This is a genomic window from Pseudoalteromonas sp. NZS127_1, assembly GCF_015864295.1.
GTDB lineage: Bacteria > Pseudomonadota > Gammaproteobacteria > Enterobacterales > Alteromonadaceae > Pseudoalteromonas > Pseudoalteromonas arctica.
Window position 1 is genome coordinate 326,015 of the sequence record NZ_JADYXO010000001.1, and the last position, 12,649, is coordinate 338,663.

Annotated in this window: 13 protein-coding genes; 8 read left to right on the forward strand and 5 right to left on the reverse strand. The window is 38.5% G+C overall.

Features of this window, described 5'->3' with window-relative positions:
* Positions 1-110 precede the first annotated feature (110 nt).
* Positions 111-1,769: a glutamine--tRNA ligase gene (gene glnS / locus I6F50_RS01315; RefSeq protein ID WP_010552676.1), complete on the forward strand. Its 1,659-nt coding sequence runs from the start codon at positions 111-113 to the stop codon at positions 1,767-1,769.
* Between the two features lie 109 nt (positions 1,770-1,878).
* Here glnS and fur read toward each other — a convergent pair whose 3' ends face one another.
* From fur to I6F50_RS01340, 5 genes are all read right to left on the reverse strand, one after another.
* Positions 1,879-2,322: a ferric iron uptake transcriptional regulator gene (fur, locus tag I6F50_RS01320; RefSeq protein WP_007586857.1), complete on the reverse strand. Its 444-nt coding sequence runs from the start codon at positions 2,320-2,322 to the stop codon at positions 1,879-1,881.
* 186 nt (positions 2,323-2,508) lie between these two features.
* Positions 2,509-3,036, reverse strand: a complete 528-nt coding sequence (gene fldA, locus I6F50_RS01325; protein ID WP_007586856.1) for a flavodoxin FldA — start codon at positions 3,034-3,036, stop codon at positions 2,509-2,511.
* 14 nt (positions 3,037-3,050) lie between these two features.
* On the reverse strand, positions 3,051-3,329 hold the full coding sequence (ybfE, locus tag I6F50_RS01330) for a LexA regulated protein (protein ID WP_002962928.1): 279 nt from the start codon (positions 3,327-3,329) through the stop codon (positions 3,051-3,053).
* A gap of 2 nt (positions 3,330-3,331) precedes the next feature.
* Entirely contained in the window at positions 3,332-3,553 is a 222-nt protein-coding gene (locus I6F50_RS01335) for a DUF2788 domain-containing protein (protein ID WP_002962930.1), read from the reverse strand.
* Between the two features lie 95 nt (positions 3,554-3,648).
* A complete protein-coding gene (locus tag I6F50_RS01340) occupies positions 3,649-4,416 on the reverse strand; it encodes an alpha/beta fold hydrolase (protein ID WP_197175132.1) in 768 nt (255 codons plus the stop codon).
* 220 nt (positions 4,417-4,636) lie between these two features.
* On the opposite strand from I6F50_RS01340, the gene seqA reads away from it, so the two are divergent.
* The 7 genes from seqA to I6F50_RS01375 all read left to right on the forward strand — a co-directional run bounded on the left by seqA (position 4,637) and on the right by I6F50_RS01375 (position 12,618).
* Positions 4,637-5,233, forward strand: a complete 597-nt coding sequence (seqA, locus tag I6F50_RS01345; RefSeq protein ID WP_024589204.1) for a replication initiation negative regulator SeqA — start codon at positions 4,637-4,639, stop codon at positions 5,231-5,233.
* A gap of 9 nt (positions 5,234-5,242) precedes the next feature.
* Positions 5,243-6,880, forward strand: coding sequence for a phosphoglucomutase (alpha-D-glucose-1,6-bisphosphate-dependent) (gene pgm, locus I6F50_RS01350; protein ID WP_165741148.1), 1,638 nt, complete (start codon positions 5,243-5,245; stop codon positions 6,878-6,880).
* 121 nt (positions 6,881-7,001) lie between these two features.
* Positions 7,002-8,054, forward strand: a complete 1,053-nt coding sequence (gene astE / locus I6F50_RS01355; protein WP_165727887.1) for a succinylglutamate desuccinylase — start codon at positions 7,002-7,004, stop codon at positions 8,052-8,054.
* A 265-nt stretch (positions 8,055-8,319) separates the two neighbouring features.
* Positions 8,320-9,534, forward strand: coding sequence for a thiamine pyrophosphate-dependent dehydrogenase E1 component subunit alpha (locus I6F50_RS01360; RefSeq protein WP_024596866.1), 1,215 nt, complete (start codon positions 8,320-8,322; stop codon positions 9,532-9,534).
* Complete coding sequence (locus tag I6F50_RS01365; protein ID WP_008171214.1) at positions 9,534-10,511, forward strand: alpha-ketoacid dehydrogenase subunit beta; 978 nt, start codon at positions 9,534-9,536, stop codon at positions 10,509-10,511. Before I6F50_RS01360 ends, I6F50_RS01365 begins: the two co-directional genes overlap by 1 nt.
* Positions 10,512-10,519: 8 nt before the next feature.
* Positions 10,520-12,103 carry a dihydrolipoyllysine-residue acetyltransferase gene (locus I6F50_RS01370; RefSeq protein ID WP_197119331.1) on the forward strand — a complete coding sequence of 528 codons (1,584 nt, stop codon included), beginning with the start codon at positions 10,520-10,522 and terminating at the stop codon, positions 12,101-12,103.
* Positions 12,104-12,252: 149 nt separating this feature from the next.
* A complete protein-coding gene (locus I6F50_RS01375; RefSeq protein WP_197119332.1) occupies positions 12,253-12,618 on the forward strand; it encodes a DUF805 domain-containing protein in 366 nt (121 codons plus the stop codon).
* Positions 12,619-12,649 lie beyond the last annotated feature (31 nt).

Genomic DNA, 12,649 nt, shown 5'->3' on the forward strand with positions numbered 1-12,649 from the left:
AGTTAAGCAATATCAAAAATAAACCTTAATCTAGTGCTGTATGTTAGTGTATGTTTTTGTAATAATGCATTAGTTTTGTTATTACGTAATATTTAGAGGACTACACTCCTATGGCGGAAATTGAGAATCGCCCAAGTAACTTTATTAGAACCCGAATTGATGAAGACTTAGCAAGTAAAAAGCATGCAACAACGCATACACGTTTTCCACCTGAACCAAATGGCTTTTTGCATATTGGTCATGCCAAATCAATTTGTTTAAATTTTGGCATCGCAAAAGATTATAACGGTTTATGTAACTTACGTTTTGACGATACAAACCCAGAAAAAGAAGACATTAACTACGTTAATTCTATAAAAGAAGACGTACAGTGGTTAGGTTTTAACTGGGATGGCGATATAAAGTATTCTTCTAACTATTTTGATACTTTATATGGTTACGCTGTTGAGCTTATAAATAAAGGCTTAGCGTACGTTTGCTTTTTAACAGCGGATGAAGCACGCCAATACCGTGGTACATTGAAAGAGCCAGGTAAAAATAGCCCGTACAGAGATACATCCGTTGAAGAAAACCTAGCGTTATTTGAAAAAATGCGTGCTGGCGAATTCAAAGAAGGCGAATGTGTCCTGCGTGCTAAAATTGATATGGCAAGCTCATTTATGGTGCTTCGCGATCCAATTATTTATCGCGTACGTTTTGCTCATCATCATCAAACAGCAGACAAGTGGTGCATTTACCCAATGTATGACTTCACGCACTGTATTTCTGATGCACTCGAAGGTATTACACATTCATTATGTACACTCGAATTTCAAGATAACCGTCGTTTGTACGACTGGGTACTTGATAACATTAGTTTAGAGTGTCACCCACAGCAAATTGAGTTTTCACGTTTAAATCTTGAATACACAATTATGTCTAAGCGTAAGCTAAGCGATTTAGTGGTAAATAACCATGTAGAAGGGTGGGATGACCCACGTATGCCTACAATTGCAGGCCTGCGTCGCCGTGGTTATACACCAGGTTCAATCCGTGAGTTTTGTTTGCGTATTGGTGTAACAAAACAAGAGAATATGGTTGAAATGGGTATGCTTGAAGCATGTATCCGTGAAGATCTAAACGAAAATGCACCACGTGCAATGGCCGTACTCGATCCTGTTAAAGTTGTTATTGAAAACTACGATGCAGACAAGGTTGAGGTTTTATCTGTGGCTAACCACCCAAATAAAGAAGAAATGGGTCGTCGTGATGTACCGTTTACTCGTGAAATCTATATAGAACGAGAAGACTTTAAAGAAGAAGCGAATAACAAGTTTAAACGTTTAGTGCTTGATAAAGAAGTACGCTTACGTGGTGCTTATGTTATTAAAGCACAGCGTGTTGAAAAAGACGAAAATGGTGAAATCACAACTATCTTCTGTACTTACGATACTGAAACACTTGGTAAAAATCCAAGTGATGGACGTAAAGTAAAAGGTGTTATTCACTGGGTTTCAGCACCAGAGTCTATTACGGCAGAAGTTCGTTTATACGATCGTTTGTTTAGTGTTCCAAACCCAGCAGCCGCTGATGAGTTTGAAACAACATTAAATCCAGAGTCACTGGTTGTTTTATCAAACGCTAAATTAGAGCCATCGCTTGCTAATTCACAAGCAGAGCAGGGCTTTCAGTTTGAGCGTACGGGTTATTTCTCTCGTGATTCTAAATCAGAGAATGTTGTATTTAATCAAACAGTGGGTCTTCGCGATTCATGGTCTAAAACTCAATAAATAATATCTAAATATCTCCAGTATTTACTGGGGATATTCATTACAAGCGTATTTTAGACACAAAAAAACCTGCACTTAGCAGGTTTTTTATTGCTTTTTAAAAGCGGTATTAGCTGTTAGCGTCGCTAAATTCTTTACACGCTGCTTTATCATTACACTCACCGTATAAATATAAAGAATGGTTTGTAAGTGTAATACCATTTTCTTCAGAAATTTCAAGTTGACGACGTTCAATCATCTCATCTTCAAACTCTACAACTTTGCCACACTTCAAACATACTAAATGATCGTGGTGTGTGCTTCCTGAAAGTTCAAATACTGATTTGCCACCTTCAAAGTGATGACGGCTTACAATACCCGCATCATCAAATTGGTTAAGTACGCGGTATACAGTTGCAAGACCAATTTCTTCACCTAGATCCAAAAGAATTTTGTAAACATCTTCAGCACTGATGTGTTGGTTATCTGGAGATTGTAAAATCTCTAATATTTTAATACGCGGTAAAGTTACTTTTAAACCGGCTTTTTTAAGTTCCAAGTTATGATCAGTCATTAAATCTGTCTCAATTTTATTTGGTTATACTAGACATCTTGCAAAGATGTACACGACACATTAGCAACAAACAGGATAACGTGCCTAAGCGTTAAGTGCAAAGAACAATTGATTTATATTGCCACTAAAGCTTAAAACGCTAACTGTTTGATAATTATTTAAACAGCTAGCGATATATGCAGTAAATTAGTCAGCTAATTCACTTAAACACATCTCTTCATATACTTGAGCAGACCATGCTTTAACACGTTGTTCTGTAAGCTCTGGTTGACGGTCTTCGTCGATACCCAAACCTACAAAATGCTTATCATCAGCCATGCCTTTAGATGCTTCAAAGTCATAGCTTTCGCTCGGCCAATGACCAACAACAATAGCGCCACGCTCAGTAACGATATCGTTGATCATGCCCATCGCATCTAAAAAGTACTCAGCGTAATCTTCTTGGTCTCCACAACCAAAAATAGCAACAAGTTTACCTTCAAAGTCTACTTCTTCAAGTTCTGGAAAAAAGTCATCCCAGTCACATTGTGCTTCACCGTAGTACCAAGTAGGGATACCGAATAAGATTAAATCAAATTCAGCAATCTCTTCTTTAGAGCTTTTTGCAATATCATGAACAGCCACTAGCTTCTTACCCAATTCTTTTTGGATCATTTTTGCTACGTGTTCTGTGTTACCTGTGTCACTTCCGAAAAAAATGCCTACACTTGCCATGGATTTAAAACCTTTTATGTATCAATAGCCAATCTTTCTTGTAAAATCGTTTCAATCAGCGCACTGCGGCTAATATTTTGTGCATCTGCCATATCACTCAATGCTTGATATAACTGCGATGAAACTTTAAATTCAACACGCTTTAAGCCACGTGCTTTATCTCTTTTTATTTGATTACGTTTATTTACCTTTAACTGCATATCCCGTGAAAGGGGATTGGTTTTAGGTCTGCCTGGGCGTTTTTCGTATTCAAATAAATCGAGTGTAGTTCTATCTGTTTCTGACTTCGCCATGCTTAACCTACACCTGCGCCTTGCCAAAATACTTGAATAAGACCTTTAGCAATAAAGCCTGAACAACCTAAAAAGAGCACACCCCAGACAATGTATTGTCCGAACTTAGGCACATTGCCACTTTTTAGTACGTCTTTAATTGCCATGCCGATGAATATGAAAATACCGGCTAAGCCAAAATACAACCCTAGGGTATCAAATTCGTTAATTAACTGACTGACCATCAACGTATAACCTTTAAATTAAACGGCGCGTACTATAGCATATAATTATTCATATATTTAGTGCGCAAAATCAAAAACACGCGATTAAAATTGCTTTAAACCGCAGTTAAAAAGTCGTTTATCGCTTTATTTACGGCAAGTGGCTTTTGAGCATGAAGCCAATGGCTTGCGCCATGAATTATTTTAGCCTTGGTATTTTTAAAGCGAGCTTTAATTGCAGTACGATGCTCGGGCAAAATATAGTCAGAATCATTACCTTTAATGAAAAGAGTATCGCATAAACAAGAATTGTTTTCATTAACATTGGATGTAATTGTAGAATATTTTTCGTCAAGCACATTTAAATTAAATCGCCATGCAAAATGACCTTCCTCATTTTTAGCGAGGCTTTTAAGTAGAAACTGTCGAACTCCCAGCTCTTCTATGTAAGGCTGCATTAGAGCATCAGCTTGTTTTCTATCGTCAATTGATTGTGCTGAAACCGCTTTTAATGCCTGTAATATTTTTGTGTGCCGAGCAGGGTAACTAACAGGTGCTATATCAAGTACAACAAGCTTATTTACAAGTTCAGGATGTGTAAGCGCTAATTCCATTGCCACTTTACCACCCATAGAGTGCCCAACTAAATGTGCTTTATCTATGTTCAAATGTGCTAATAACTCAACAATATCTTGTGCCATTGCTGGGTAGTTCATTTCATCACTATGAGGAGAAAGCCCGTGGTTACGTAAATCAACGTTAATAACAGTAAAGTGTTCACTTAATGGTTTTGCTATTACATTTAGGTTTTCTAATGATCCAAAAAGCCCATGTATCAAAATAACATTAGGACCTTGCCCTTGTTGCTTGTAATTTAACTGCATACCCGCCTCCTGAAAATTTCGCCATAGTTTGCCGAGCATTGCTCTAAAAAGCAAAAAATACAGCGACTATTTATTAAATTGGGCTTTTGTTTGTTAAATCAACAACAATGAGGTAAATATTAATATGTTTACGGGAGTGCTTGTTGTAACTCGCATTTCTGATTGGTTTGGGTATAATCACACGGGAGAAAAAAATGTGACCCGTAATGACAGGAAGAACATGAAACAAATCGACATAGACGACGAGTTATATCAATATATTGCTAGCAATACGCAAAGTATTGGTGAAAGTGCATCCACTATTTTACGTCGTTTATTAAATCTGAGCGGCGAAAAAATTCAAACCGCAAACGTAGAACTAACTCAAAATAATCAAACTGCGACTACGTCTACCGCCACATTAAAAAGCTCAGAGCCATCTGCTGCTGAGACTTCAAAAAAACAAACGCCTGTAGCTCACGCACCCGTGAAGCAAAAAAGCGATAATGTTTTTAATGTATTAAATAAAGAAGAGCTGGCAATGCAAAAAGGTGTTGTTGGACGCTTTTTGTTTATTTTAAGTGCATTTTACCGCACACATAAAACTGATTTTTCTGCGGTATTAGACATAAAAGGGCGTGACCGTGTTTACTTTGCTACTAGTAAAGAAGCTTTAGTAAATAGCGGTAGTAGTATGAATCCTAAAAACATAACCGATAGTGAATATTGGGTTATGACTAATTCTAATACAACGCGTAAAAAAATGATGCTTCATGAAGTTGCTCTTTGCCTTGGATATAGTGCAGAGCAAGCTGAAAAAATTCGCGATTACCTGTAAGGAAATATAATGGCTATTCACTCAGGCGCAGGCAAAACTGCTCCACAATCGGCACTGGTTAACGTACCTAAATTAGTATCTGCGTATTACTTAAATGAACCTGATCTTGAACAAAATCCAGAGCATTGTGTTGCCTTTGGTACCTCAGGCCACCGTGGTTGTTCTTACGATGTTAAATTTAACGAGTCACACATTCTAGCGATTACTCAGGCTATTTGTGATTACAGAAAACAAAATGACATATTTGGTCCGTTATTTTTAGGCAAAGACACACACGCATTGAGTGAAGCCGCATTTAACTCTGCAATAGAAGTACTTGTTGCGAATGAAGTGCAAGTGATCACACAAGAAGATGGTGATTTTACGCCAACACCAGTGATTAGCCATGCAATCGTTAGCCACAATAAGCTACACCCAAATGAATTAGCAGACGGGATTGTTGTTACGCCTTCGCATAACCCTCCTGAAGATGGTGGCTTTAAATACAACCCACCTAATGGCGGACCAGCAGATACCGACGTCACTAAATGGATTGAAGACAGAGCTAATCAACTTTTACTAGAAGATTTAGTTGAAGTTGAGTTATTCCCATTCGCTAAGGCATCGCGTTCTGGCTTTATCCGCTACGAAGATTTAATGACTCCTTATATTGATGACTTAGCAAATATCGTTAATTTAAAAGCAATTAGCGATGCAGGTATTAAAATTGGTATCGATCCACTAGGTGGTTCAGGTATTAATTTTTGGCCAGTCATTGCAAAAAAATATAATTTAGATTTAACCGTAGTTAATGATGTTGTTGATCCACGTTTTGCTTTTATGCCACTTGATAAAGACGGCAAAATTCGTATGGATTGTTCATCACCTTATTCAATGGCAAATCTTATTGCACTAAAAGATGATTTTGATGTGTCTATTGGTAACGACCCTGACTACGATCGTCACGGTATTGTAACGCCAGACGGCTTAATGAATCCAAACCACTTTTTAGCAGTGGCAATCGATTACTTACTTAAACACCGTGATTGGAATGAAACCGTAGAAATTGGTAAAACATTGGTTTCTAGCTCTATGATCGACAAAGTAGCTGCTCGTAACAACCGTAAGGTTAAAGAAGTACCAGTAGGCTTTAAATGGTTTGTTGAAGGCTTAAGCAAAGGCAAGCTTGCCTTTGGTGGCGAAGAAAGCGCAGGTGCTGCATTCTTACGTTTTGATGGCTCTGTATGGTGTACAGATAAAGACGGCTTTATTATGGGTCTACTCGCTGCAGAAATATTAGCAGTAACAGGTAAAACGCCATCAGTCCTTTATAAAGAATTAGAACAAGAGTTTGGTTCTCCAATTTATAAACGCCTAGATGCACCAGCCACAAGCGGTCAAAAATCACGTTTACAAGCATTGAGTGCTTCTGATGTAAAAGCAGATACACTTGCTGGCGAGCCTATTTTGCAAAAATTGACTCATGCACCAGGTAACGATGCTGCCATTGGTGGTTTAAAAGTGGTTACTGAAAATGGCTGGTTTGCAGCGCGTCCATCAGGTACTGAAGATATTTATAAAATATACCTTGAATCATTTAAAGGTGAAGAGCATTTAGCGTTACTTGAAAAAGAAGCTAAAAAGCTTGTAGATTCAGTTATAAGCTAACTTAATCTAATAATTTTAAAACGGCTGATTTATTCAGCCGTTTTCGTTTCTATACCTTGTGTATTTATAAAAATATATGCATAAGAGTCTACTCTCACATTATTTTTAAAGGGCTTATTATATGTCAGCCAATCCATCTTACTTAAATGAATTAAAACAAACAGGCGATTTTTTAACGCTTAGTCGTGACAACGAATGGCATTTAGATGCAGGTGAGTTTGTTTTAGATAATGGGACTCGTGTAAATATACACGATACCGGAGTCATTGAGTTTCAACCTGCTGTTATAACGTCAAAAGATGTAGTTTATTCAAGCGCTGTACACGGTAACGAAACTGCGCCAATTGAAATTTGTGATGCACTTATTAAACAAATTATAAAAGGCGAGCTGATACTTAAGCAGCGTGTTTTGTTTATTTACGGTAATCCACAATCAATTAATATTGGCCTGCGTTTTGTAGAAGAAAACTTAAATAGATTATTTAATGGTCACCATACAATTGAAGGTGTACCAATGAATAATGAGCGAAACCGCGCTGCAAAGCTTGAGCAGTACGTAAGCGATTTTTATACACGTGGCGAGCAAGGCAGTACGCGATGTCATTACGACTTACACACTGCAATTAGAGGCTCTAAAAACGAAAAATTTGCTGTGTATCCATTTTTACATGGTAAGCCATGGAAAAAGTCGCAGCTACAATTTTTATTGAGTTGTGGTGTAAATACCGTGCTTATGATGAAATCTCCTGCAACAACATTTAGCTATTATTCGTCATTTATACACGGTGCTGATTCTTTTACGGTAGAGCTGGGTCAAGTTAAGCCATTTGGTCAAAACGATATGGCTCGCTTTGAAAAAACAAAGCAAACCTTAACTGCATTAATTAGTCAAAATGAAGTTAAATATCCTGAATTTAATGCAAACGATTTTGAATTGTTTGCTGTCCATCGCACAATAAATAGAACGCAGAACGATTTTAGCTTTCCTTTTTCTGACGATGCCGAGAACTTTACTGGCTTTGCGAAAGGTGCACTACTTGCAACCGACGGTGATACAGCGATTTACGCTGACGTTGAAGGAGAGGCTATTATTTTTCCAAATGCGAGCGTAGCATTAGGGCAAAGAGCACTCCTTACTGTTATTCCAATGGATATTGATAGCAATTTCGTCTAATTTAACTCATCAGACCACTAGTAACTTAAAGTTAACTATATGATTACTATTAATTAAAGTAACCGTATCGTTAACTTGCCACTTATTTAACCAGTATTTGCTTTTGTTTCGTCCCAGATCTGTTGAATAACACTTTACGTTAACGTAAAGTGTTGGCAGCTTTAATTAAAGATAGTGCAGATGTTGCAAAGTTTAACCAGCAACAATCACCCACAATAATAATTTAAAGGGGCACTGTTTTACCGACAACAAAAGAAGGTAGGTTATGAGTAATCCAAATAACGTATCGCTGAATATTAACCACGAGCTTGAATTTATTGATGGTCAAGCGCTTAATATTCCAACCCTTAGTATTTTAACTGAGGACGGCGACATTCATCCTAGTGCAACCGCACCTGACATTTCAAAACATACCGCTATTAAGTTATATGAAACAATGCGTTTTATACGTTTGTTAGATGAACGTATGCAAGGCGCGCAGCGCCAAGGCCGTGTTAGTTTTTATATGCAATGCCTAGGCGAAGAAGCCGCAGTTACAGCCTCTGCTGCTGCACTGGATCAAGACGATATGATCATGGCTCAATATCGTGAACAGGCAGCCCTGCATTATCGTGGCTTTACTCTTGATCAATTTATGAACCAAATGTTTTCAAATGAATTGGATTTAGGCAAAGGCCGTCAAATGCCAATTCATTATGGGTCTAAAGCGCTAAACTACATGACGATTTCATCGCCATTGGGTACGCAAATACCACAGGCAACGGGTTATGCATATGGCCAAAAAATAAAGCACATCGACGCTAAAACAGGCGAGCTTGCCAGCACAATTGATAATGTGACTATTTGTTACTTTGGTGAAGGTGCTGCATCTGAAGGTGACTTTCATGCCGGTTTAAATATGGCCGCTGTTCACAAAGCGCCGGTTATATTTTTTGCACGTAATAACGGCTATGCCATATCTACCCCTGCTGATGAGCAGTTTAAAGGCGACGGTATTGCGTCGCGTGGTGTGGGTTATGGCATTAAAACAATTCGTGTTGATGGCACAGATGCACTTGCTGTTTATGCGGCAACTAAAAAAGCACGCGAAATAGCCTCAACACAAGGTGAACCTGTACTTATTGAATCGATTGCTTATCGTTTGGGTGCGCACTCTACGTCAGACGATCCAAGTGGTTATCGCTCTAAAGATGAAGAAGCGAATCATCAAACGTGTCCTATTGATAAATTTAGAAAATGGCTGGTCAAGCAAGACTGGTTAAACGAAGAAGACGATATAAAAGCAAAAGAGTCGATTCGTGAAGAAATTTTAGCAGCGCTTAAACGTGCTGAAGTTGTTGCAAAGCCCGCTTTAGAAGAACTGGTATCTGACGTTTACGATACACCAATTCCATTACTGCAACGCCAGTACGAGCAACTAAAAGAACATATAAAACAGCATCCAGATGCTTACCCAGTAACCGCAGGGAGAATTAAGTAATGGCTAAAATGAACATGCTCCACGCAATTAACTCTGCTCTCGATATTACGATGAATGAACACCCTCAAGCCTGTATTTTTGGTGAAGATGTTGGTTACTTCGGTGGTGTATTTAGAGCAACATCGGGCTTGCAAGAGAAGTACGGTAAACATCGTGTTTTTAATACGCCTTTAACCGAGCAAGGTATTTTAGGTTTTGCTAATGGTTTAGCTGCTTTTGGTGCGCCTGCATTGGCAGAAATTCAATTTGCTGATTATATTTTCCCAGCGTTTGATCAAATAGTAAATGAAGCCGCTAAATTTCGTTATCGCAGTGGTAATGAATTTAATGTCGGTAACTTAACTATTCGTACACCTTATGGTGGCGGTATTGCCGGTGGTTTATACCATTCACAATCACCCGAGGCGTATTTTGCGCACACACCTGGTTTGAAAGTAGTTGTACCGCGTAACCCTTATCAAGCTAAAGGTTTATTACGTGCATCAATTAAAGATGATAACCCGGTCATATTTTTTGAGCCTAAGCGTTTATATCGTGCATCAATTGGCGAAGTGCCAGAAGAAGATTATAGTATTGAATTAGGCACGGCTGAAGTAGTACAAGAGGGGGCCGATATTACGCTTTTAGCGTGGGGTGCTCAAATGGAGATTATTGAAGATGCAGCAAAGCAAGCAAGTGAGCAAGGTATAAGCTGTGAAGTTATTGATCTTCGTAGTATTTTACCATGGGATGTTGAAACGATTGCTAAATCGGTTATTAAAACCGGCCGTTTAATCGTGAGTCATGAAGCGCCTATAACCAATGGCTTTGGTGCAGAGATAGCCGCGACAATACAACAAGAGTGTTTCTTGCATTTAGAGTCGCCAATTTTACGTGTATGTGGTCTAGATACGCCATACCCGCTGGCACTTGAAAAAGAATACGTACCGGATGCACTAAAAGTGTTGGCTGCAATTAAACAATCAATGGATTTTTAGGGGTTACCATGGCTAAAGATTTTATATTACCCGATATTGGTGAAGGCATTGTTGAATGCGAAGTAGTTGAATGGCTAATACAAGAAGGCGATACCGTATCTGAAGATCAGCCAATTTGCGATGTTATGACAGACAAAGCATTAGTACAAATTCCGGCAGTGCATGATGGCGTTATTTCAAAGCTATATTATCTAAAAGGTGAGATTGCTAAAGTACATGCCCCTTTATTCGCTATGGATGTAGCAGGTGAAAGCATTAGCAATGAAGTAGTACAAGAGCCAGTACAAGCTGAAAATAAAACTAATGATGCAGCTGATGTGGTTGAGGACTTTATATTACCGGATATTGGTGAAGGTATTGTTGAGTGTGAGATTGTTGATTGGTTAGTTGCTGAAGGCGACGAAATAGAAGAAGACCAAGCGGTTTGTGACGTAATGACCGACAAAGCATTAGTACAAATTCCGGCAAAATATACAGGCACAGTAAAAAAACTATATTACCAGAAAGGTGAAATAGCAAAAGTACATAGCCCGTTGTTTCAAATGACAATTGCAGGCAGTGCAGCAAAACCAAATGTTGATATAAACCAAGCGGTCGTAAAGGCTCAAACTAATGCCGTCGCTGAAAAAGTTGCCCCTGTTAAAACACAGCAAACTGCTAAAGTTATCAATCAAAAAGCGGTTGCATCACCTGCGGTTCGTCGTAAAGCACGTGAGCTAGATGTTGATTTAACCTGTGTACCAGGTAGTGGTAAAAATGGACGTATTTACAAGCAAGATATTGAAGAGTTTGTAAAAGGCGAAGTGCCAAATACTATTGATACTTCACCGCTTAATAGCGATGCTTCTCAAAGTGCAGTACAAAACCAAACACAGAATCAAAGCGGTGGCGTACGAGTAGAGCAAATTAAAGGTATTAAAGCGGCCATGGCCAAGCAAATGGTAGCTTCGGTTTCAACTATTCCGCACTTTACGTTTAGTGATGAAATAGACTTAACACAGCTTATAGCTTTGCGTAGCGCTTTAAAAGAGCAGTATAAAGCACAAGGCGTTAAGCTCACCATGATGCCATTTTTTGTAAAAGCACTCTCGCTAGCAATGAAAGAGTACCCTGTACTTAATTCAAAAGTGAACGATGAATGCTCAGAGCTTACCTATTATAACGATCATAATATCGGTATAGCGGTTGATTCTAAAATTGGCTTGTTAGTGCCTAATATTAAATCGTGCCAGAGTAAAAGCATTGTTGATGTGGCAAATGATTTAACCCGTTTAACTCATTCTGCGCGAGAAGGCCGTGTTGCACCCGATGATTTAAAAGGTGGGACAATTAGCATCTCTAACATTGGTGCTATTGGCGGCACTATCGCGTCCCCTATAATTAATAAACCAGAAGTGGCTATTGTTGCGCTAGGTAAACTGCAGCATCTACCGCGTTTTGATGAAAGTGGGCAGGTTGTGAGTAAAGCTATTATGCAAGTGAGCTGGTCTGGCGATCATCGCGTTATTGATGGCGGCACTATTGCTCGCTTTAATAACCTATGGAAATCGTACTTAGAAAACCCATCGGCAATGATGATGGCTATGAGTTAATAGCTAAATTGTTAATATGTAATAAAAACCAGCTTTTAGCTGGTTTTTTGTTTTAATGTCAGCTGTTTTTAATTAAGATACAAATGTTACTAAAAAGTAATAAAGTTAACCCCGTTAGGGAATATAAAAAATAACACTAAGGAAATTTCATGGAACATTATATGAACGCGTTGCGTAGCTACGCAGATTTTTCAGGCCGTAATCGTCGTAAAGCATTTTGGATGTTTATGCTAATTAATATTATTTTTTCGCTTTTAACAAGTGTTATAGATGGTATTACAAACACAATGTTCGTAAGCTCAATATATAGCTTAGCTTTATTGATCCCTCAATTGAGTGCGGGTGCACGTCGTTTACACGATACAGGCCGTTCAGGATGGTGGCAGCTACTTTGGTTAGTGCCAGTAATCGGCTGGATTGTTTTAATTGTTTTCCTTGCTCAAGATTCACACGAAGGCGAAAATGATTTTGGTCCAAATCCAAAAGAATTAGCAGTAGAACCTGCAACTTTATAAGTAAGAATAACTTAACATGTTAAAAGCTCAG